Origin of the sequence: Bibersteinia trehalosi USDA-ARS-USMARC-188 (assembly GCF_000521725.1) — a bacterium.
GTDB lineage: Bacteria > Pseudomonadota > Gammaproteobacteria > Enterobacterales > Pasteurellaceae > Bibersteinia > Bibersteinia trehalosi.
Window position 1 is genome coordinate 960,666 of the sequence record NZ_CP006954.1, and the last position, 20,414, is coordinate 981,079.

At 38.6% G+C, this 20,414-nt stretch carries 23 protein-coding genes; 8 read left to right on the forward strand and 15 right to left on the reverse strand.

What is annotated here, in order from left to right; translation table 11 throughout:
* The first annotated feature begins 2 nt into the window (after positions 1-2).
* Entirely contained in the window at positions 3-914 is a 912-nt protein-coding gene (locus F542_RS04565) for a cation diffusion facilitator family transporter (RefSeq protein ID WP_015432689.1), read from the forward strand.
* Positions 899-1,669 carry a Zn-ribbon-containing protein gene (locus tag F542_RS04570; protein ID WP_015432688.1) on the forward strand — a complete coding sequence of 257 codons (771 nt, stop codon included), beginning with the start codon at positions 899-901 and terminating at the stop codon, positions 1,667-1,669. Before F542_RS04565 ends, F542_RS04570 begins: the two co-directional genes overlap by 16 nt.
* A 279-nt stretch (positions 1,670-1,948) precedes the next feature.
* Here F542_RS04570 and F542_RS11000 read toward each other — a convergent pair whose 3' ends face one another.
* From F542_RS11000 to rplY, 6 genes are all read right to left on the reverse strand, one after another.
* Positions 1,949-2,116, reverse strand: a complete 168-nt coding sequence (locus F542_RS11000; protein ID WP_155800246.1) for a hypothetical protein — start codon at positions 2,114-2,116, stop codon at positions 1,949-1,951.
* Between the two features lie 10 nt (positions 2,117-2,126).
* Positions 2,127-2,606, reverse strand: coding sequence for a hypothetical protein (locus tag F542_RS04575; protein WP_015432687.1), 480 nt, complete (start codon positions 2,604-2,606; stop codon positions 2,127-2,129).
* A 15-nt stretch (positions 2,607-2,621) separates the two neighbouring features.
* Complete coding sequence (locus F542_RS04580; protein WP_015432686.1) at positions 2,622-3,104, reverse strand: hypothetical protein; 483 nt, start codon at positions 3,102-3,104, stop codon at positions 2,622-2,624.
* Positions 3,105-3,119: 15 nt separating this feature from the next.
* On the reverse strand, positions 3,120-3,623 hold the full coding sequence (locus F542_RS04585; protein ID WP_025266998.1) for a hypothetical protein: 504 nt from the start codon (positions 3,621-3,623) through the stop codon (positions 3,120-3,122).
* Between the two features lie 15 nt (positions 3,624-3,638).
* The gene (locus F542_RS04590; RefSeq protein WP_015432684.1) at positions 3,639-4,121 is read right to left on the reverse strand and encodes a hypothetical protein; all 483 of its coding nucleotides are present in this window, start codon (positions 4,119-4,121) and stop codon (positions 3,639-3,641) included.
* 335 nt (positions 4,122-4,456) lie between these two features.
* A complete protein-coding gene (gene rplY / locus F542_RS04595) occupies positions 4,457-4,744 on the reverse strand; it encodes a 50S ribosomal protein L25 (RefSeq protein WP_015432683.1) in 288 nt (95 codons plus the stop codon).
* Positions 4,745-5,024: 280 nt separating this feature from the next.
* Here rplY and F542_RS04600 point away from each other — a divergent pair, with 280 nt between their 5' ends.
* Positions 5,025-7,538, forward strand: a complete 2,514-nt coding sequence (locus tag F542_RS04600; RefSeq protein WP_015432681.1) for a glycogen/starch/alpha-glucan phosphorylase — start codon at positions 5,025-5,027, stop codon at positions 7,536-7,538.
* Between the two features lie 100 nt (positions 7,539-7,638).
* Here F542_RS04600 and F542_RS04605 read toward each other — a convergent pair whose 3' ends face one another.
* From F542_RS04605 to zapB, 3 genes are all read right to left on the reverse strand, one after another.
* On the reverse strand, positions 7,639-8,403 hold the full coding sequence (locus F542_RS04605; protein ID WP_025266999.1) for an FNR family transcription factor: 765 nt from the start codon (positions 8,401-8,403) through the stop codon (positions 7,639-7,641).
* 215 nt (positions 8,404-8,618) lie between these two features.
* The gene (locus tag F542_RS04610; protein ID WP_015432679.1) at positions 8,619-9,197 is read right to left on the reverse strand and encodes a thymidine kinase; all 579 of its coding nucleotides are present in this window, start codon (positions 9,195-9,197) and stop codon (positions 8,619-8,621) included.
* Between the two features lie 62 nt (positions 9,198-9,259).
* A complete protein-coding gene (gene zapB, locus F542_RS04615; protein WP_015432678.1) occupies positions 9,260-9,478 on the reverse strand; it encodes a cell division protein ZapB in 219 nt (72 codons plus the stop codon).
* Positions 9,479-9,699: 221 nt separating this feature from the next.
* On the opposite strand from zapB, the gene F542_RS04620 reads away from it, so the two are divergent.
* From F542_RS04620 to F542_RS04635, 4 genes are all read left to right on the forward strand, one after another.
* The gene (locus F542_RS04620; protein ID WP_015432677.1) at positions 9,700-10,104 is read left to right on the forward strand and encodes a DUF423 domain-containing protein; all 405 of its coding nucleotides are present in this window, start codon (positions 9,700-9,702) and stop codon (positions 10,102-10,104) included.
* The gene (gene rlmM / locus F542_RS04625; RefSeq protein ID WP_015432676.1) at positions 10,094-11,173 is read left to right on the forward strand and encodes a 23S rRNA (cytidine(2498)-2'-O)-methyltransferase RlmM; all 1,080 of its coding nucleotides are present in this window, start codon (positions 10,094-10,096) and stop codon (positions 11,171-11,173) included. The genes F542_RS04620 and rlmM overlap by 11 nt, the downstream gene beginning before the upstream one ends.
* Positions 11,174-11,264: 91 nt before the next feature.
* Positions 11,265-12,077 (forward strand): 4-hydroxy-tetrahydrodipicolinate reductase, encoded by an 813-nt coding sequence (gene dapB, locus F542_RS04630; protein ID WP_015432675.1) that lies wholly within the window; start codon positions 11,265-11,267, stop codon positions 12,075-12,077.
* Positions 12,078-12,166: 89 nt separating this feature from the next.
* Complete coding sequence (locus F542_RS04635) at positions 12,167-13,273, forward strand: methionine biosynthesis PLP-dependent protein (RefSeq protein ID WP_025267000.1); 1,107 nt, start codon at positions 12,167-12,169, stop codon at positions 13,271-13,273.
* Positions 13,274-13,328: 55 nt separating this feature from the next.
* Here the strand turns inward: F542_RS04635 and cmoA are convergent, their stop codons facing one another.
* Genes cmoA through yjgA form a run of 3 tightly spaced genes read right to left on the reverse strand, consistent with a single transcriptional unit; the run spans position 13,329 to position 14,944 of the window.
* The gene (gene cmoA / locus F542_RS04640) at positions 13,329-14,051 is read right to left on the reverse strand and encodes a carboxy-S-adenosyl-L-methionine synthase CmoA (RefSeq protein WP_015432673.1); all 723 of its coding nucleotides are present in this window, start codon (positions 14,049-14,051) and stop codon (positions 13,329-13,331) included.
* A complete protein-coding gene (locus tag F542_RS04645) occupies positions 14,052-14,396 on the reverse strand; it encodes a SirB2 family protein (RefSeq protein ID WP_015432672.1) in 345 nt (114 codons plus the stop codon). It abuts the gene before it with no gap.
* A 17-nt stretch (positions 14,397-14,413) separates the two neighbouring features.
* Positions 14,414-14,944 carry a ribosome biogenesis factor YjgA gene (yjgA, locus tag F542_RS04650; protein WP_015432671.1) on the reverse strand — a complete coding sequence of 177 codons (531 nt, stop codon included), beginning with the start codon at positions 14,942-14,944 and terminating at the stop codon, positions 14,414-14,416.
* Positions 14,945-15,105: 161 nt separating this feature from the next.
* Here yjgA and pmbA point away from each other — a divergent pair, with 161 nt between their 5' ends.
* Positions 15,106-16,455: a metalloprotease PmbA gene (pmbA, locus tag F542_RS04655; RefSeq protein ID WP_025267001.1), complete on the forward strand. Its 1,350-nt coding sequence runs from the start codon at positions 15,106-15,108 to the stop codon at positions 16,453-16,455.
* Between the two features lie 67 nt (positions 16,456-16,522).
* Here pmbA and F542_RS04660 read toward each other — a convergent pair whose 3' ends face one another.
* The 3 genes from F542_RS04660 to ushA form a co-directional block, all read right to left on the reverse strand.
* Positions 16,523-18,172 (reverse strand): putative transporter, encoded by a 1,650-nt coding sequence (locus F542_RS04660; protein WP_015432669.1) that lies wholly within the window; start codon positions 18,170-18,172, stop codon positions 16,523-16,525.
* Positions 18,173-18,287: 115 nt separating this feature from the next.
* Positions 18,288-18,668, reverse strand: a complete 381-nt coding sequence (locus F542_RS04665) for a YacL family protein (RefSeq protein WP_025267002.1) — start codon at positions 18,666-18,668, stop codon at positions 18,288-18,290.
* Between the two features lie 77 nt (positions 18,669-18,745).
* The gene (gene ushA / locus F542_RS04670) at positions 18,746-20,395 is read right to left on the reverse strand and encodes a bifunctional UDP-sugar hydrolase/5'-nucleotidase UshA (RefSeq protein ID WP_015432667.1); all 1,650 of its coding nucleotides are present in this window, start codon (positions 20,393-20,395) and stop codon (positions 18,746-18,748) included.
* Positions 20,396-20,414: the final 19 nt, after the last annotated feature.

Sequence of the window (20,414 nt, forward strand, 5' to 3'; positions counted from 1 at the left end):
TTATGGCACAAGAATATAATCAACAGGTTAAACGAGCTGCCCATTTTGCAGTGTTTGTGGCAGGTATTCTCATTATTGTGAAAGCCTTTGCTTGGTGGCAAACAGGCTCAATGACAATTTTAGCGGCAATGACCGACTCTTTGGTGGATTTGTTTGCTTCTGTGACGAATATGTTGGTATTACGCTTTGCATTGCAACCCGCTGACGATGAGCATACTTTTGGACATGGTAAAGCAGAATCACTCGCGGCATTGGTACAAAGTGCGTTTATTACAGGTTCGGCAGTATTCTTACTGTTACAAGGTATTCAACGCTTAAGCGAACCACAATGGATTATGGGGAGTGAATTAGGGATTTGTATCGGTATTTTTTCAATGTTATTAACTGGGGTTTTGGTGTTATATCAGCGTCAAGTGGTGCGACAAACGGGTAGTCCTGCAATTGCTGCAGACTCACTTCACTATCAAACTGATTTATATATGAATGGCGCGATTTTAGTTGCAATGGGATTAAATTTAGCAGGTGTCATCTATGCTGATGCGCTATTTGCGATCGGAATCGCACTTTATATTTTATATAATGCGGGAAAAATGTTGTGGGATGCGGTGCAAGCCCTATTAGATAAGGCTTTACCGAAAGAAGAAATTGAACAAATCTGGCAAATTGTACATAAACAAGATGATATTATCAGTATTCACGACCTTAAAACACGTCGCGCAGGTGCGGTGCGTTTTATCCAATTGCATTTGGAGATGGCTGATGATTTAACCCTAATGAAAGCCCATGAAATTGCAGATTGTCTAGAGCATAAAATTTTAGCGACTTTTCCGCATTCAGAAGTGATTATCCATCAAGAACCAACTTCTATTGTACAGCAAGAAGAACGAGAGAAACGACAATGTATCAAGCCATAGCACATTTCAGCTACCAAAATTTTGAGCAAGATCCTGTTAATTTAATCAACCAAATTCTTGAGCAATGGCGTTTTAATGGGCAAATTTTAGGCAGAGAATTTGGCGTAACTCATCACAAGTTAGGTGAACAGTTTGAATTTCAAGTTCGCTTATCGTTACCAGAACAAGATAGTTTGTTAGATAAATATAATAATGATTGGGTAAGGCAAGCGATTGAATATGCCGAGCAGGCTGGAGTAGCATTGATCTTTTTTGAGATTGTGGGGCGAGATTATAACGAAAATGATACCGCAAACTGCGAGCCTGCTAGTTTTCAGCTGCTCTATACTAGCTATGTTGATAGTGCCTCACCGTTATACCATGGGGATGTATTGCAAACGATACCACTTTATCGTTTAGGCGATCAGCCTGAATTAACTGAGCAAATATTAAAATGGCAAGAAAATTGGCAGGCTTGTGATCAACTACAAATGAATGGTGGCGTATTAGAGCAGGAAGCATTAGCACAGATTTCTGAACTTGAAAGCCCATTAAGCCAGCAAGGTCGAGCATTATGCGCGGCCATTGAACAGGTGAGCCAAATCCCAACCTATTATTATCTCTACCGTTTAGGCAGCGATATTAATCTAGAGAATGAACGAAAATGTCCTAGCTGCCATGGCGAATGGAAGCTAACTGAACCTTTACATGAGATTTTTCATTTTAAATGTGATAAATGCCGTTTGCTCTCAAATTTAAGTTGGGAATTGCTGTAAGCGGTTGAAAAATCAAGAAAATTTACAAAAGAAACGCCCGAGTAATGATCTATACCAAAAAGTTGGACGAGAGAGAATCATTTATTAGAGATACTTCTTCGAATAACAAAGTTAGCTTGCAGCGCATTTTCTATCACTAACAACTGGAGTTGGATAAAGGCGAGGAACTAAAAGCTTAGATTCGGGGCATTAGCAGACATTATTTCACTATCATTGCTGCAAAACTAGGTAGTGTTAATCACAAACGGGTTTAAGTTTGATTCTCCTTTCTTGTTTTTATCATCTTGAGCTGGTTTTTAGGAATATATAAGAATGCGCTAATAATCTTTTTCTACCCTCTAAAATGAATTTATCAATATTAGCCTCAAACCATCTATCTCTTTTAGCGTTATGTACGAACTCGATATTAGTATGACCAACAACAGTATCTTTATTATTTCTTGCCATAATTTTCTCCTTAATATTTGATTACGAATGAATTCTCATCAATTTTTTCTAATTTATAGTATCCTTTTCTACAGCGGATAATATTTTTCATCCTAATAAAAGGAAATGCGATACTTTTGGGTTGACTATTTTCCCTATTGTTATGATTCATAATATTGGCCTTGCAAGGAGAGGATAATAACTCAAATAAGAAAGATTCATTATGAATTAAATCGGGATCGTTTATTTGAAACAAGAAATATTCTTTTTTGTAAGAGTCATATTTTTTATCATTAGAATAAATGCCAACAATATAATCAGGGACATACGTCTCTTTTGTACCATATTGATATGGATCTACACCTGTTTGATGAAAATGCCATTCAGCTCTAATAAGATCATCCAATGCTATGTGGTGATCTATATAACTAAACTCACCTCTTAAAAAATTAACACTACAAGCACTAAAAGGTATAATACAAGCTAAGCATGTAAGTAGTTTTTTCAACATGATTTTCTCCTTATATTAATATTTAATTGCAAATGAGTTATCATCAATTTTTTCTAATTTATAGTATCCTTTTCTACAGCGAATAATATTTTTCATACTAATAAAAGAAAATGCGATACCTTTAGGTTGGCTATTTTCCCTATTGTTATGATTTATAACATTAGCCTTCTTGCAAGGGGAGGATAATAATTCATATAAAAATGATTTATTGCGGATTAAATCTGGATCTTTTATCTCAAATAGAAAATTCTTTTCTTTATAAGAAGAGTATCTTTTATCATCAGGGTAAATACTAATAATATAATCTGGAACATAATTATCTTCTGTATTATATTGATATGGGTCAATTCCAGTTTTATGAAAATGCCACTCAGTCTTAATAAAATCAAGCAAGGCTATGTGGTGATCGATATAACTAAACTCACCTCTTAAAAAATTAACGCTACAAGCACTAAAAGGTATAATACAAACTAAGCATGTAAGTAGTTTTTTTAACATGATTTTCTCCTTATATTAATATTTAATTGCAAATGAGTTATCATTAATCTTTTCTAATTTATAGTATCCTTTTCTACAACGGATAATATTTTTCATCCTTCCAAAAGGAAATGCTAATCCTGACGGTTGAATATGACTCATCTTATCATTATCCATAATTTTGGCATTACAGGGAAATGTGAGTAAATTAGACAAAAAATCTTTATGATTTAATAAATCATGGTCATTTATTTCAAACAGATAATGTTCTCTGGAATAGTTTTTGTGTCTTGTATCATCAAAGTAAATGGTTTCAATATAGTTTGGAATATATTTCATATTTTCTGAGAAATAGTCAGAGTGTGTTCTTTTTATTTTGTAGGGGTCTATCCCTGTTTTGTATAAATGCCATTCAGCTCTAATAAGATCATCCAATGCTATGTGGTGATCGATATAACTAAACTCACCTCTTAAAAAATTAACGCTACAAGCACTAAAAGGTATAATACAAGCGAAGCATGTAAGTAGTTTTTTAAACATAATTTTCTCCTTATATTAATATTTAATTGCAAATGAGTTATCATTAATTTTTTCTAATTTATAGTATCCTTTTCTACAGCGAATAATATTTTTCATCCTAATAAAAGAAAATGCGATACCTTTGGGTTGGCTATTTTCCCTATTGTTATGATTTATAACATTAGCTTTCTTGCAAGGGGAGGATAATAATTCATATAAAAATGATTTGTTGCGGATTAAATCTGGATCTTTTATTTCAAATAAAAAATCTTTTTCCTTATAAGAGATATACCTTTCATCATCAAGATAAATTCTAACAATATATTTAGGTACGTAATCCTCTTCTGTATCATATTGATATGGATCAACCCCAGTCTTGTAAAAATGCCACTCAGTCTTAATAAAATCAAGCAAGGCTATGTGGTGATCGATATAACTAAACTCACCTCTTAAAAAATTAACACTACAAGCACTAAAAGGTATAATACAAACTAAGCATGTAAGTAGTTTTTTAAACATAAATTTCTCCTAACTGTTTAAAAATAAATTAAATTTTGTTTAGCATTTATTATTTTATTATGGGTAAAATTTAAGAATGCTATATGATTAAGAGAAGAAAGAGGTTTTTATAAGAATAGTTACTAATGATATTGATTTTAAATATCACAGCAAGAAGAAGGGTGAGAAAATGCGATCTGATTCACAAAAATTTAGCTAAAGCATAGAACTTAAGTAATATTGAAGTAGCTACGTATGAAGTTAATCTAAGTTGAGAATTGCTCTAAGCGGTTGAAAAATCAAGAAAATTTGCAAAAAAGAAACGCCCGAATGATCGGGCGTTTGAGTGTTCATAATTAAACACGTTTGAAGTCTAAGTGAACAAGTTTTGGCTTGGTCGGGTGACGTTGCATTGCTTGCACTTTCACTTTTTCTTCTTTACCTGCAACAACGATAGTTAATACTTCGTTGTAGAACGCATCGTGAGCTTGTGCGTTGTTTACTTTATCGTGGTCTAGGATGATTGATACAGGTTCTGCGTTACCACCGTAGATGATTGCAGGAACTTGACCATTGTGACGCAGGCGGCGGCTCGCACCCTTACCTTGCGCCGAACGAACTTCAGCTTCAAATGTAAATGACATTTTAATTTCTCATAAAAAAGGGAACTTGCGTTCCGTGAAAACAAAAATCGCAGGCGACCCAGCGATTCCCTATAAATTTGCGGCAAAAAGCCGAGTGCGAATTCTAATTAAATTTGCAAAAAAAGCAAATTATTTTGCAAAAAATCGCCAATTTTTACCCGCTTGTTGGTTTGTTAAAAATAATTAGCTTAATTTGCAAGCAAAGTGATGTAATTTCGGCTAAAATAGCAAACGTTTTGTATCATTTATTTTTCATTTTTATTTTTACAGGAGCAGTCCAATGGCGCAACATCAGCCAACTAATCAACTTAGCCCCGAGAATATTCAAAGTGTCAAAAATGCAATTTTGCATAAACTTGTATTTGCTTTAGGGGTTGAGCCGCGTGATGCAACTCGTCGTAACTGGCTTAATGCCGCTTTACGTGTCGTGCGTGATCTTTCTACTGAATCATGGTTACAAACTCGTCGTAGCCAAGCAGCAAATACAAGCCGTCGAGTTTACTATCTTTCCATGGAATTTTTGATGGGGCGAACCTTTAGTAATGCGATGATTTCAGAAGGTGTGTACGAATTAATGCGTGCAGCTTTTAAGGAACTGGGGCAAGATTTGGAAGATATTATTAACGAAGAAGGTGACCCAGGTTTAGGTAATGGCGGTTTAGGTCGTTTGGCGGCTTGTTATATGGATAGCCTTGCCGCGATGAAAATTCCTGCTATTGGTTATGGTATTCGCTATGAATATGGAATGTTCCGCCAAGAAATTAAAAATGGCGAGCAAGTAGAACATCCTGATGATTGGCTAGAAAAAGAGTTTGTTTGGCCGTATTTACGTGCTAGTAAGCGTTTCCCTGTGCGTTTTGGTGGCAGAACATGGCAGGAAGGCAAAAAAACGGTATGGCAAGCAGACGATGAAATTATTGCTCAAGCGCATGATCAATTGATTCCAGGCTTTGAAACAGCATCAACCAACAGCTTGCGTCTATGGTCTGCACATGCAGGAGATAAAGTATTTGGTTTATCTGATTTTAATCGAGGTGATTATTTTGCTGCAATGAGTAAGCAAAATAGTTCAGAAAATGTCTCTCGGGTGCTTTATCCAGATGATTCTACCTACAATGGTCGGGAACTACGTTTACGTCAAGAATATTTCCTCTGTTCGGCATCAGTGCAAGATATTGTTCGCCGTCACGAAGTGGAGTCTGGTTCTTGTTTAAACTTGGCTGAAAAGGTAGCGATTCATCTGAATGATACGCACCCAACTTTAGCTATTCCTGAATTAATGCGGATTTTAATTGATGAAAAAGGTTATAGTTGGGAACAAGCGTGGAATACGACACGTAAAACATTCTTCTATACTAACCATACCTTAATGAGTGAAGCACTGGAAACTTGGCCGGTTGAAATGGTTGCTCGTGTATTGCCACGCCATTTACAGATTATTTTTGAAATCAATGAATGGTTCTTGCAGCAAGTGCGTGAACAATTCCCTGGTGATGAAGAATTAATCCAACGGGTATCGATTATTGATGAACATGGAGATCGCCGTGTGCGTATGGCATGGTTAGCCGTCATTGCATCAGGCAAGGTGAATGGTGTGGCCAAAATCCACTCAGATTTAATGGTTGATTCGATCTTTGCAGACTTTGCCAAAATCTATCCTGAGCGTTTTACAAATGTCACAAATGGCGTAACTCCTCGTCGCTGGATCCAAATTGCTAACCCTGGTTTAGCAAATATCTTAGATAAATATATCGGGCGTGATTGGCGGACAGAATTAACCCAATTAGAGCAATTAAATGCATTTGCCGATGATGCTGATGTGCAAGCTCAAATTGCTGCAGTGAAAGTGGAAAATAAACGTAAATTGGCAGAGTATGTAGCGCAAACGCAAGGGATTAAATTAAACCCTGAAGCGATTTTTGATGTACAAATCAAGCGTATCCATAAATATAAACGCCAACAGTTGAATGTGTTACATATTATTGCACTCTATAACCGCATTTTACGTAATCCAAGTGCTGATTGGCAGCCTCGTGTGTTTATTTTTGCAGGTAAAGCGGCAAGTGCTTACTATGCGGCGAAAAAAGTGATCCGCTTAATCAACGATGTGGCAAATGTGATCAATAATGACAGCCGAATCAATGATTTGATTAAAGTAGTGTTTATTCCTAATTACAGCGTCACGCTTGCTCAGTTAATTATTCCTGCTGCAGATGTTTCTGAACAGATTTCATTAGCAGGAACAGAAGCATCTGGCACTTCAAATATGAAATTTGCATTAAACGGGGCATTAACCATTGGTACGCTTGATGGTGCAAATGTAGAGATCTTAGAGCGCGTTGGTAATGAGCATATCTTTATTTTTGGTAATACGGTTGAGCAAGTGGAAGAGTTGCGTCGCCGTGGGTATTCGCCATACCACTATTTTGAGAGAGATGCGGAGCTAAATGAAGCAATTTCACAAATCTTAAACGGTAAATTTTCGCCAGAAGATCCGTATCGTTATCAAGATTTAATCTTAAATTCAGGGGATTATTATCAAGCTTGTGCAGATTTCCGTGCTTATGTGGATATGCAAGAGCAGGTTGCAAAAGCATTCCGTAACAAACAGGCGTGGAATAAGTCTGCAATTATCAATATTGCCAATATGGGATACTTTTCATCAGATCGTTCTGTATTGGATTATGCTCGTGATATTTGGCATATTGAGCCAATGGATGAAAAGCAGCTCGCTGAACAGCCAAGTGTTGCGGAGTTGATGTCAGACGCTTCAAAACTATTAATCATTAAATAGCGACTCCCCCCGAAGGGGGAGTATTATTGCGAAGGGATATCTCTACTTAAATAAACAAAAGGCATAGTGGTGTATCACTATGCCTTTGTTTTAGGATTGGTTAGACAGCGGTCACTGGAATTTGTGATTTTGTTCCACCGGCTAACTCTGCGAGTTCTTCCATCCGATTGATGGTAATATATTTACCTTGTACGCTAATCATACCACTTTTCTGGAAACGACCTAATAAACGGCTAATGGTTTCAATGGTAAGCCCAAGATAGTTACCAATATCGCCACGAGTCATAGTTAAACGAAACTCTCTGGCTGAGAAACCTCGTTCTGCATAACGTTGTGACAGGTTATAGATAAATGCGGCAAGCTTTTCTTCAGCACTCATTTTTGATAAGAATAAAATCATTGCTTGATCACTTTTGATTTCATTGCTCATTAAACGCATTAGCTGATGTCGAATTTTGGGCATTTTACCCGCTAAATCATCCAGAATATCAAATGGGATTTCACAAATCATTGATGTTTCAAGTGCTTGTGCGAAACCGACATGTTTCATATCTGCAATGGCATCAAAGCCTACTAAGTCGCCAGGGAGATGGAAAGCAGTAATTTGTTCTTCGCCATCTTCGCTAATTGTATAGCTTTTTAGCGTTCCTGAACGGATTGCATAAATTGAACGTAATTCATCGCCAGATTTAAAGATTACCTGTGATTTCTGTATCGGTTTTTTTCGCTCAATAATATTATCAAGCTGAGTCAATTCATGTTCGTTAAGAGTAAAGGGCAAGCAAAGCTGGCTAATGCTGCAATTTTGACAGTGAATTGTGCAGGTATGTCTTCCATTTGATTTAAAATCCGATACAATTTTCATATTTAATACTCTTAAATTTGATTTAGAACAAATTCTAACATTGAATAGCAAAATAGTGAAATATTATCGGAAAAATTGGAGAATTTATGGCTGCTGAGAAGCTAACGAAAAAGCGTTTAATACAGATCGTAGTTATGCTGATTATTTTAATTGTTGCATTTATCTACCGAACTTATCATTATTCATAGCCAAAGGCGAGGGGGCTCGCCTTTATGTTATTTAGCTAACTTTTCCTTATAGTGTCGGCGACAAACAGACAGGTAGCTATCATTGCCGCCAATTTGAATTTGTTCACCATCTTTAACCACTTCGCCATGTTGATTTAAACGTATCACAAAATTTGCTTTGCGCCCACAATAACAGATAGTTTTCAGCTCTTCTAATTGATCTGCCCAAGCTAAGAGATAACGGCTTCCTTCAAAAAGCTCTGCTTGGAAATCAGTGCGTAGTCCATAGCAAAGAACAGGGATACCTAATTTATCTACAACTTCACTTAATTGATATACCTGTTGTTTGGTGAGAAATTGAGCCTCATCCACCAAGATACAATGCAATGTTTGTTTGTGGTGTTCTTGGCTAATTTCAGCGAAGAGGTCTGAATTTTTATCAAAAAGATTTGCCTGTTGGGATATACCAATCCGTGAGGCAACTTTGCCTACGCCGTAGCGATCATCAATTGCTGCTGTATATACCAACGGGCGCATGCCACGTTCTTGATAGTTATAAGCAGATTGAAGTAGGGTTGTGGATTTCCCTGCATTCATTGAGGAATAGTAGAAGTATAATTTTGCCATATGTAGGATATAAAAAGAAAAACGGCTAAACGAATTAGCCGCTTTTAGTCTTTGTGTATAAATTAAACGTTGTCGATTTGACCTAATAAAGAACGTAAACGTTCTTGGAAATTTTGATGTTCCGCTTTAAGTTGCTCATGTTCTTGGCGTAAAGCATCATTTGCACGTTGCGCTTCATCATTTTTTCCTTTTAACTCTTCAACTTCTAATTGCAATAATTGAATCGTTTCTACAGCTTGTTTAATTTTGTCTTCAAGTTGGTCAAGAATAGTTACAGACATAATGTTCCCCTTATATGGACGTTGTCAAAGTGTTCAAAAGTGTAAAGATTTTACCCCAATCCGACAGCTTTTTCATTATAAAGTTTGCAATAAAATTATGATTTATCGTTAAATTTCCGTAATTTGCTGAAATTTTATCTTCAATGATTGCAAGCGCTTAAAATTCCCTTAAAATCTACAAAACGTATCACTATTTAAGTTATGCATTTTTGAGAAATTACATGAAAAATAAATTTTTAACTTTGGCTGCTGCCAGCGGATTTTTCTGTGTCGCATTTGGTGCTTTTACCGCACATGCCTTAGAAAAAACACTTTCTCCACACGCGTTGATTTGGATCGACAAGGGCTTGAAATATCAAATGTTTCATACGCTAGCTTTGCTTGCCCTAGGCTTGTTTCAAATTGTTGATGGCAGACAAAATCCGCCGGCTTGCCGTGCTAAGGCTTTTAACCTGATCGGTGGCAGCTGGGCATTAGGTATTTTATTGTTTAGCGGAAGTTTATATGCCCTAGCATTAGGTATGAGTAAAACTTTTGTGTGGACAACGCCGATTGGTGGTACGCTCTTTTTAGTGGGTTGGGCAGGATTAATTTTTATCAGTGTGAGAAGTAGAAATGTTCAATAAATTAGCGTTATATTGCCGTGCTGGTTTCGAAAAAGAAGTGGCAGGGGAGATCACTGAGCGAGCAGCAGAGCTAGGTATATTCGGCTTTGCTAATGTAAAAGCGGATTCAGGCTATGTCATTTTTGAATGTTATCAGCAAGGGGAAGCGGATCGACTTGCCCGAGAGCTAAAATTAGTCAGCCTTATTTTTGTGCGACAAATGATGGTGGTCAGTGATTTGTTGCAAAATTTAGCAGAAAATGACCGAATTTCGCCGATCTTGGCAAAATATGCTGAACTTAATCCTAAAAATAGCACAGAAATTGTGATCGATACGCCAGACACCAATGAATCCAAAGCGCTTTCGGTTTTTTGTCGAAAATTTACCGTACCATTGCGTGCTGCGTTGAAAAAGCAGGGCTGGTTACAGGCAAAGGCGAATGCTAAAAATACGATCACGTTACATATCATGTTTGTCGGCTCGGGAAAATGTTTTGTTGGTTATGGTTATAATGAAAACCGATCATCAAATCCAATGGGGATTATGCGTTTAAAATTTCCAAACGATGCTCCTAGCCGTTCTACTTTAAAATTAGAAGAAGCTATTTTAACCTTTGTACCAAAAGCAGAAGAACCCAAACGCTTTACTGAGCAAATGATCGGTGTGGATCTTGGCGCTTGTCCGGGCGGTTGGACTTATCAGCTCGTTAAACGTGGTTTATTTGTTTACGCAGTCGATCACGGTAAAATGGCCGCAAGCCTGCACGATACTGGACGAATTGAGCATTGTCCGGAAGACGGTTTTAAATTCCAACCGCCTAAACGCAAAAAAATAGATTGGTTGGTGTGTGATATGGTAGAGCAACCGATGAAAGTCGCAAAGTTAATGGCGAAATGGCTGACAAGTGGTTGGTGTCGGGAAACTATTTTTAACTTAAAATTACCGATGAAAAAACGTTATCAAGAAGTGAAATTATGCTTAGATTTTTTAGCAGACACGCTTGATAAACAAGGGCTGAATTTTCGTATTCAAGCGAAACATCTCTATCATGATAGAGAAGAAATTACCGTGCATATTCAGTTGAAATAAATTTGCAGCAAGCGGGGCTTTTTTTACAAAGTTTTGCAAAATTCCTGTAAAATCGACCCGCTTGTAATTCACAACATGAAGGATAAAAACAATGACATTAAAAATTGGGATCGTGGGTAGCAGCGGTCGTATGGGAAGACAATTAATTCAAGCCGTACACAACATAGAGGGTGTGGAATTAGGTGCTGCTTTTGAGCGTAAAGGTTCATCTCTTGTGGGCAGTGATGCTGGCGAATTGGCAGGTATTGGTGCAAATGGGATTATTGTTTCAGATAATTTAGAAAGCCAAAAAGCAAATTTTGATCTCCTCATTGATTTTACTCGCCCAGAAGGCACACTAGCTCATCTTGATTTCTGTGTGGCAAATAATAAAGCGATGGTGATTGGGACAACAGGGTTTGATGATGCGGGTAAAGCCGCCATTCAAGCGGCGAGTGAAAAAATTGCGATTGTGTTTGCCTCAAATTACAGCGTGGGTGTGAATTTAGTGTTCAAACTTTTAGAAAAAGCTGCAAAAGTGATGGGCGATTACTGTGATATTGAAGTGATTGAAGCACATCATCGCCATAAAGTAGATGCCCCATCAGGCACAGCACTTTCAATGGGTGAACATATTGCGAAAACACTAGGGCGTGATTTAAAAACGCACGGCGTATTTGCACGAGAAGGTATTACAGGCGAACGTAAGCGTGATGAAATCGGCTTTGCGACTATCCGTGCTGGCGATGTGGTGGGTGAGCATAGTGTTTGGTTTGCCGATGAAGGTGAACGTGTAGAAATTGCGCATAAAGCGTCAAGCCGTATGACGTTTGCTAACGGTGCAGTGCGTGCAGCAAAATGGTTAGCAAATAAACAAAATGGTCTGTTTGATATGACAGATGTTTTGGATTTAAACAATCTATAAATTTTCGTAGGGGGGACCGATGTGTCCGCCCTAAATATCGTTTGAATATCGGGCGAACACATCGGTTCGCCCCTACAATGGATCATAATATGAATTTTAACAACATTGAAACCAAACTTGTCCAATTAGGCAACCGCACCGATGAACGCACAGGGGCGGTGGCAACACCAATTTTCCTTTCAACTGCTTATGGCCACGCAGGTATTGGTGAATCCACAGGCTTTGATTATACTCGTACTAAAAATCCAACTCGTACTGTGCTAGAAGAGGGCGTAGCTCGTTTAGAAAATGGTGATGCAGGTTTTGCGATGTCGTCTGGCATGGCAGCGATTCAGCTTTTAATGCAACTTTTCAAAGGTGGCGATGAGTGGATTATCTCAAGCGATGTGTATGGTGGTACTTACCGCTTGCTGGATTTCAGCTATAAAAATAACAACACTGTGAAACCAGTGTATGTAAACACTGCCGATTTAACGGCGATTGAAAATGCGATCAATCCTAATACCAAAGCGATTTTTGTGGAAACCCCATCAAATCCATTAATGGAAGAGTGTGATGTGGCCGAGATTGCGAAAATTGCTAAAAAACACAATTTAATGCTGATTGTGGATAACACTTTCTTAACCCCAGTTTTATTCCGTCCGTTAGATTTAGGGGCGGATATTGTGATCCACAGTGCAACCAAATATCTTTCAGGGCATAACGATGTATTAGCTGGCATTATCGTGGCAAAAGGTCAGGAACTTTGTGAACGCTTGTTCTATCTACAAAATGGGGCAGGGGCGGTGCTTTCGCCATTTGATAGCTACTTAATCATTCGTGGCTTAAAAACCCTTGCATTGCGTATGGAACGCCATCAAGCAAACGCCACTGAAATCGCTAAATTTTTAAGCGAACAGCCACAAGTTCACAGTGTGCTGTATTCGGGCAAAAGCGGTATGCTTTCATTCCGTTTACAAGATGAAAATTGGGTCAATCCATTTTTAAAATCAATCAAAATGATTACCTTTGCAGAGAGTCTTGGCGGCACAGAGAGTTTCATCACTTATCCAGCCACCCAAACCCATATGGACATTCCAGAAGCAGAGCGTATTGCTCGTGGCGTGTGTAATCGTCTATTGCGTTTCTCAGTAGGGTTAGAACACGTTGATGATATTAAGGCAGATTTATTACAAGCTTTTGCACAACTGAAATAACGTAATAAAAAACGGTGGGGCAGATCAATCAATTTTCCCACCGTTTTTGTTTAGATTACTTAATGGCAATCATTGAACCAAAATTAAAACACTGAAACCAGAGTTCAACTTGGCTAAAGCCTGCTTGTTGTAAGCGTTGTTTGTGTGTATCGATGCTATCTGTTCGCATCACGTTTTCTAATGCGGTGCGTTTTTGGCTTACTTCTAATTCGCTGTAGCCATTGGCTCGTTTGAAGGTGTGATGTAAATCAATTAACAGTTCATTCATCGCTTGATTTGCAAACGTGAATTTTTCAGAAAGCACCAATACGCCATTCGGTTTTAAGCCTTGATAGATTTTTTTGAGCAAAGCCAAGCGGTCATGTGGCGGTAAAAATTGCAACGTAAAATTGAGAATGACCATAGAGGCATTTTCAATTTCCACATTACGAATATCGCCCAAATGAATGTCTACAGGAATAGATGATTGATAGGCATTGATATGGCTACGACAGCGTTCAACCATCGGCTCGGAATTATCAATACCGATGATTTTGACATTTTGGGCTTTGACATTGCGGCGAACTGATAAAATCCCTGCCCCGCGGGAACAGCCGAGATCGTAAACTTGCGAGTTGTCTGTCACAAAACGTTCGGCAAGCATACCGATCGCGGTAATGATATTGGAATAGCCCGGCACAGAGCGCTGAATCATATCGGGGAAAACCTCAGCAACCGACTCATCAAAAGTAAAGTCGCCGAGTTTTTCAATTGGGGCGGCAAAAATAGTATCTTTCATTTATCGAACCGTTGCGACTACTAAAATCATCATAAAGCTGATAACTGCTAAGATGAAATGTTTAAGTGAAAATGGTTGAGTTTTCTTAAAGGCTTTAGCCGCAAAGATGATATATAACACGAGGAAAACGAGTTTTGCTGCAAGCCAAGTAGAAAATTCATAACCGACTATAAAAAAGAAGGCTCCCCCCGAGATAAGTAGTAAAGTATCAACTAAATGAGGGGCGATTTTTAAGAGTTTGTATTGTCTCCAATCGACCACTCTGGCAGAGAGAATACCGCGAACTAGCAACAGCGCTAAACTCAAATAAGCTAAAGCAATATGAGAAAAATATAAAGTTTGCATGGATCACTCCGTAAATATTATTGTTCCACAATCACAGATTTTAAATATTGAAAAATTTCACGATAATTTTTGGGTGGCTTATTAGCTTGCTTTTCTTTTTGTGCTGCGCGGATTAAATTACGCAGATGTTGGCGATCTAAGGCTGGGTATTCTTCAACAAGCGTATTTAATACTGTATCGCCCTGCGCTATTAGCTGATCTCGGGTCTGTTCTAATTTATGTAATAGTGCAAGCTGCTGGTTATGGCGATTTTCGACTTTATCTAAAGCTTCTTGAATTGGCTCTGGATCAACATTGCGTAGCAGTTTACCAATATATTGAATTTGACGACGGCGAGCTTCCATTTTTAGTTTTTGTGCCAATTCAATGGCATCTCGTAAGCTATCATCTAACGGCATTTTGGCTAGATTAGCACTATTGAGCTCAACCAAGCTTGTACCTAATTTTTTTAGATGCTCGGCATCACGTTTAATTTCACTTTTGCTGACCCAGATAATCTCTTCTTCATCATCCGTCCAGTCGATTTCATTATGTTTTTTCTTTGCCATATTAATTTTCTCTTGAAAAGGGAAAAGCCTATTGCAGGAATAGGCTTTAAATTAGCGTGTATTCTATGCTTAAAGGAAAAGAGGGTCAAATGAATAAGCACTTATCGGTACGTTAAATTACAGGTATAATCTCACCATTTTTGAAATTGAAAGGCAATAAAATGAGCTTAACGAGCAAATCAGAATTACAACACCAAGAGCAAGAATTAAAACAAGCGGTTGAAATCGCCTTAAATTTTGCCAAAAAAGCAGGGGCGAGTGCGGAAGTGGCGGTAACAAAAGTGGCAGGCTTATCCGTTTCTACCCGTTTAGAGCAAATTGAAAATATTGAATTTAATAATGATGGGGCGTTAGGGATTTCCGTCTATTTGGGCAATCGCAAAGGCAATGCTTCAACATCTGATCTTAGCCCAAAATCGATTCAGCAAGCGGTGGAATCGGCTCTTGCGATTGCAAAATATACATCGGAAGACCCTTGTGCAGGGTTGGGCGAAAAAGCGTTGATGGCATTTGATGCTCCTGATTTAGAACTTTATCATCAAGCGGAAATCGATGTCGATCAAGCAGTACGAATGGCAATAGAAGCCGAGCATTTTGCCTTAAACAGCGATGAACGCATTGTTAATAGCGAAGGGGCAAGTTTTAATTCGCACAGTGGTGTGCGTGTTTATGGCAATACGCACGGAATGCTGCAAAGCTACCTTTCTAGCCGTTATTCGCTCTCTTGTTGCGTAATTTCCGCCTTTGACGAACAATTAGAGCGAGATTATGAATACACGATTTCTCGCGAATTTGATAAATTGGCTACCTCTAAATGGGTGGGTGAACAAGCAGCTATGAAAGCGGTTGAACGATTAAATCCTCGACAAATTCCCACCAGTGAGGTGCCTGTGATTTTTTATAACGATGTTGCTACAGGCTTAATCGGACATTTGGCAGGAGCAATTAGTGGCGGAGCTTTATATCGTAAGGCAAGTTTTATGCAGGATAAGCTGGGTTGTCAGATTTTACCTGAATGGTTTGAGATTGCTGAACGTCCGCATCTGTTACGCCAACTTGCGTCATCACCTTTTGACAGTGAAGGAATTAAAACAAGTGATCATCAAATTATTCAAAACGGGGTATTGCAAACCTATCTGCTGACGAACTACAGCGCAAGAAAATTGGGAATGCAAACCACAGGACATGCAGGTGGCATTCACAACTGGTTGGTTAAACCAAACCGCACTGGTGGTTTAGATACATTGCTTAAAGAGATGGGAACAGGGCTGTTAGTGACAGAAATGCTTGGTAGTGCGATTAATGGTGTAACAGGCGAATATTCACGTGGGGCAGCAGGTTTCTGGGTGGAAAATGGCGAAATCCAGTATCCCGTTGCTGAGATTACTATTGCAGGGCAGTTGCAAGACATGTATCAAAATCTTGTTGCAGTTGGTGATGACATTGAGCAGCGTTCTAATATTCAGACGGGTTCGATTTTATTAGATAAAATGAAAATTTCAGGCAACTAGAAATAAGAAACCCTGATGATAAATCAGGGTTCTTTTTTGCAATATGATGAACAAATAAAACCGCTTGTTAACCTACCCAAAGTAAAATCGCTAAAATTTGTGGTAGTACAATTCGGCAGAACATGACTAGCGGATAAACCGTTGCATAAGCAAGAGCTGCTGCACCATTAGTTTCTTTAAGTGCATTTGCAAAAGCAAGCGCAGGAGGGTCTGTCATTGAGCCTGCGAGTAGGCCACATAGGGTAAGGTAATTGAGTTTGCCATAGAGGCGAGCTACGATAGCTGTAATGAGTAGAGGAATTGCGGTAATGACTGCGCCTGCGGCAATCCAAATCATCCCGTCTTTGCTTAGCAAAGTTGATAAGAAATTGCCTCCAGCTTTCCAACCCACTACGGCCAAAAATAGTACAATTCCAATTTCTCGTAGCGCTAGGTTGGCACTAGGGGGCATAAACCAATATAGTTTTCCAATGCTGCCAATGCGAGCGAGTAGTAGCGCGACTACCAAAGGGCCTCCGGCTAAGCCCAGTTTGAGTGCAACGGGGAAACCCGGTAAATAAAGCGGAATGGATCCTAATAATACGCCAAGTCCAATCCCGATAAAAATCGGTAACATTTGCACCTGTTGTAATTTCTGTTGAGCGTTACCGATAATTGCCATAACCGTGTCGATATCTTCTTTCCGACCAACTAACGTAAGCACATCTCCAAACTGTAAGTGCATTTCACCGTTTGCGACTAATTCAACGCCTGCGCGATTTAAGCGTGAAATAACGACATCATATTTGCCTTTGAGCATTAATTGGCGGATCTGTTTGCCAAAGACTTTCTCGTTTGTGACTACCGCACGTTCAGAACGAAACATAGTACCTTTGGTGGAAAGTGATGTTTCGACATTTTCGCCTAGAATAAGCTGCATTTTGCGTAAAGTACTAGGTTCGCCCACTAAATGTAAAATATCACCAATTTGCAGTTGAGTATCGACTTTTGGTACAAAGAGTTCGCCATTGCGTTTTAAGCGAGAGTAAACTACATCATGCAGTTCAAAATCAGGAAGTTCCTTTAAAGTTAAGCCATTTAAGTTAGGATTCGTAATTTTTACATTCTGGGTGCTTAAGCCGATTTTATCTGCATTATGATGGCGTTCAAATTCTGTGGCTTCTTGCTCAATATTTATATGCAGTAATACACGAATGAGCCACATAGAAAGCAAAATGCCAATGATGCCAAATGGGTAAGCAATCGCATAACCCATGCCCATCACGGCAGTATCCGCGCCGAGTTCATTGAGAATTTGTTGCCCTGCACCAAGCGATGGTGTGTTAGTTACAGCGCCAGAAAATACACCTAAAATGGCTGGTAATGGAATGGCGAAAAGTTTATGTAGTATGATCACCAATAAACCACTTAAGGCGACAATCAGTAAGGCAAAGCCGTTAAGTTTTAAGCCTGATTGGCGGAGAGAGGAGAAGAATGCTGGCCCGACTTGAATCCCAATGGTATAGACAAAGAGGATAAGACCGAATTCTTGAATAAAGTGTAGTGTATGAGGGTCAAGTTGAATACCCCACTGGGCAGCAAAGTGGGCAACAAGAATTCCACCGAAGAGAACCCCTCCGATACCTAAGCCGACCCCCCGAATTTTGATTTGCCCTAGCCATAACCCAATAACTGAAACAAGAGATATTAAACTAACTGTTAATGCAATATCGCTCATAATTTAAACGCAAAAATGAAAGGTGGCGATATTCTAGCAAAGAGCCAGTATGAAATATGCGATCTGGCTCAAATTTCAGCGAATAAATCAAAGTTAAGATGAAATATCAACACGCTTAATGGTAAGTATTAACAAAACGTTGGTAAGCGGTCAAAAATGCTTCAAAATCTTCCAAGCCACAGAAGGCAATACTTTCTTCATCATAATAGTTTAAGCCTTCTGCGATTGCGTCTAAATCGTCCAACTCCATTTCTAGGTTATTGGCTTTGGCAACAACTTCTTCATAACTGATATAAAGTGAATATTCGTGCCCTTCAAATAGCGCCTCGTAATGGTTAGGGAACGCTTTGCGACAGCGGTCGATTTCTTGCAAAATTTTATCAAGATCTTTTGGGTTGGGGGCAAGTTCGGTGTTTAACCAACGAGCAAAAGCTTCGTGATCCATTGAACATTTTGCTACAACGCCATGCATTGTATGAGTAAATTGGTATTCCATAAGCACTCCTAAAAAATAAGCGGTCTTTTTGCAAAAAATTCTGCAAAAATGACCGCTTGCTATTTTAGCAGATTAATCTATTTGAAGATAATATCGTTTTTCGGATCGAATTTGCTTGGATCAATCGGGGAGTTTTCTTCAAAATATTTTTTCAACATTTCTGCATCAACAAAACCTGTGCTGACATAGCTTGGATGTTTTTTCATCACAGGATAGCCATCACCGCCTGCTGCGCAATAGTCTGGAATAGACACTTTATAACGTTTATTCAGATCTAATGGCGCTCCAGCAATTTTTACCTCAGACACTTGTTTCGCTTGGCGATCAACTACCATTGAAATCCCTGCAAATTGAGGATATGCTCCCATATCAACTTCTTTTAATGCGACAACATTGAGATAATCCAGCAATTCTTGACCGGTGAGATCAACTGTTGAAATAATATTTCCAAAAGGCTGTACAGTAAGGATATCTTTATAAGTGACATCACCTTCATGAATTGAAGTACGAATACCACCTGAATTCATAATCCCTACATCTGCTTTTACTCGCTCCATTTGTGATTGCGCGATGAGGCGACCTAAATTTGTTTGGTGGAATCGAATGACATCGCGATTTCCTTCTAATACACCACCTTGCACTGTCCCTACTTTAATACCAAGTAGTTTATCACCCTCATCTTGGTATTTTTTCAGATGCTCAAAGACAGCTTGATCTTCGGCAATTTCATCTTGGTAGAGTTGATATTCGGTTTTGCCGTCTTCTAACTTCACTTTTTGTTTTAGGTTAATTGGGATTAACTCATATTTCACTAATTTGGTTTCACCGTTTTTAAATTCAAAATCAGCACGACCTAGATATTTACCCCATTCACCAGCTTGTACAATCCAAGTACCATTTTGATAATCTGGTTTACACTCATCACCTGGTTTATACGGTGCTTTTAGACCTGTACCTTCATCATTTACGCATACGGTGTCGTGCGTATGTCCCCCCACAATTAAATCTAATGCATTATGATCTAAACGGCGTGCTAATGACACGTCACCAGGCGCATTCATGCCATGTTGTTCATCAAAATAGTAGCCCATATGGGTTAAGGCAATACGAACATCAGGTTTTTCCTTTTCATTAATTTCTTTTAATGTCGTGCGAGCGGTTTCAATTGGGTCTTGGAACACAACATTTTCAGTAACATCAGGATTACCTAGTTTAGCCGTATCTTCAGTAGTTAAGCCAAGTACAGCGATTTTTAACCCACCTTTGTCAAATGTCACATAAGGTTTAACTAATGGTTTTTGCGTTTTTTTATTGACAACGTTGGCAGAAATAAATGGAAAAGTTGCCCATTTTTCTTGCATATCAAGTACTTGTAAAGGATGGTCAAATTCGTGGTTACCTAAAACTAGAGTATCTACACCTAACATGTTTAGGCCTTCAATATCCGGCTTAGCATTTTGCATATCAGATTCAGGCACCCCAGTATTGTAGTCACCCGCATGAATAAAGAGTAGCTCGCCACCTTTTTCTGCCACTTCTTTACGAACCGCATCAATTGCTGTTTTTTGAGCGGCAAAACCGTATTCACTTTTATCATTTTTCCAGAAGTGCCCGTGGGTATCATTTAAATGGAGTACGGTAAATTGATAAGTTTTATCTGTTTCATAAGCCATAGCAGTTGATGCAGCCAGCATTGCAACAGAAAGCAGAGTTTTTTTAAATTTCATGGATATCTCCTTATTTGCT

What these genes read in the sequence shown, in the direction of transcription:
- F542_RS04565 (WP_015432689.1), top strand. Translation starts at nt 3, where the DNA reads ATGGCACAAGAATATAATCAACAGGTTAAACGAGCTGCCCATTTTGCA.
- F542_RS04570 (WP_015432688.1), top strand. Translation starts at nt 899, where the DNA reads ATGTATCAAGCCATAGCACATTTCAGCTACCAAAATTTTGAGCAAGAT.
- F542_RS11000 (WP_155800246.1), bottom strand. Translation starts at nt 2,116, where the DNA reads ATGGCAAGAAATAATAAAGATACTGTTGTTGGTCATACTAATATCGAG.
- F542_RS04575 (WP_015432687.1), bottom strand. Translation starts at nt 2,606, where the DNA reads ATGTTGAAAAAACTACTTACATGCTTAGCTTGTATTATACCTTTTAGT.
- F542_RS04580 (WP_015432686.1), bottom strand. Translation starts at nt 3,104, where the DNA reads ATGTTAAAAAAACTACTTACATGCTTAGTTTGTATTATACCTTTTAGT.
- F542_RS04585 (WP_025266998.1), bottom strand. Translation starts at nt 3,623, where the DNA reads ATGTTTAAAAAACTACTTACATGCTTCGCTTGTATTATACCTTTTAGT.
- F542_RS04590 (WP_015432684.1), bottom strand. Translation starts at nt 4,121, where the DNA reads ATGTTTAAAAAACTACTTACATGCTTAGTTTGTATTATACCTTTTAGT.
- rplY (WP_015432683.1), bottom strand. Translation starts at nt 4,744, where the DNA reads ATGTCATTTACATTTGAAGCTGAAGTTCGTTCGGCGCAAGGTAAGGGT.
- F542_RS04600 (WP_015432681.1), top strand. Translation starts at nt 5,025, where the DNA reads ATGGCGCAACATCAGCCAACTAATCAACTTAGCCCCGAGAATATTCAA.
- F542_RS04605 (WP_025266999.1), bottom strand. Translation starts at nt 8,403, where the DNA reads ATGAAAATTGTATCGGATTTTAAATCAAATGGAAGACATACCTGCACA.
- F542_RS04610 (WP_015432679.1), bottom strand. Translation starts at nt 9,197, where the DNA reads ATGGCAAAATTATACTTCTACTATTCCTCAATGAATGCAGGGAAATCC.
- zapB (WP_015432678.1), bottom strand. Translation starts at nt 9,478, where the DNA reads ATGTCTGTAACTATTCTTGACCAACTTGAAGACAAAATTAAACAAGCT.
- F542_RS04620 (WP_015432677.1), top strand. Translation starts at nt 9,700, where the DNA reads ATGAAAAATAAATTTTTAACTTTGGCTGCTGCCAGCGGATTTTTCTGT.
- rlmM (WP_015432676.1), top strand. Translation starts at nt 10,094, where the DNA reads ATGTTCAATAAATTAGCGTTATATTGCCGTGCTGGTTTCGAAAAAGAA.
- dapB (WP_015432675.1), top strand. Translation starts at nt 11,265, where the DNA reads ATGACATTAAAAATTGGGATCGTGGGTAGCAGCGGTCGTATGGGAAGA.
- F542_RS04635 (WP_025267000.1), top strand. Translation starts at nt 12,167, where the DNA reads ATGAATTTTAACAACATTGAAACCAAACTTGTCCAATTAGGCAACCGC.
- cmoA (WP_015432673.1), bottom strand. Translation starts at nt 14,051, where the DNA reads ATGAAAGATACTATTTTTGCCGCCCCAATTGAAAAACTCGGCGACTTT.
- F542_RS04645 (WP_015432672.1), bottom strand. Translation starts at nt 14,396, where the DNA reads ATGCAAACTTTATATTTTTCTCATATTGCTTTAGCTTATTTGAGTTTA.
- yjgA (WP_015432671.1), bottom strand. Translation starts at nt 14,944, where the DNA reads ATGGCAAAGAAAAAACATAATGAAATCGACTGGACGGATGATGAAGAA.
- pmbA (WP_025267001.1), top strand. Translation starts at nt 15,106, where the DNA reads ATGAGCTTAACGAGCAAATCAGAATTACAACACCAAGAGCAAGAATTA.
- F542_RS04660 (WP_015432669.1), bottom strand. Translation starts at nt 18,172, where the DNA reads ATGAGCGATATTGCATTAACAGTTAGTTTAATATCTCTTGTTTCAGTT.
- F542_RS04665 (WP_025267002.1), bottom strand. Translation starts at nt 18,668, where the DNA reads ATGGAATACCAATTTACTCATACAATGCATGGCGTTGTAGCAAAATGT.
- ushA (WP_015432667.1), bottom strand. Translation starts at nt 20,395, where the DNA reads ATGAAATTTAAAAAAACTCTGCTTTCTGTTGCAATGCTGGCTGCATCA.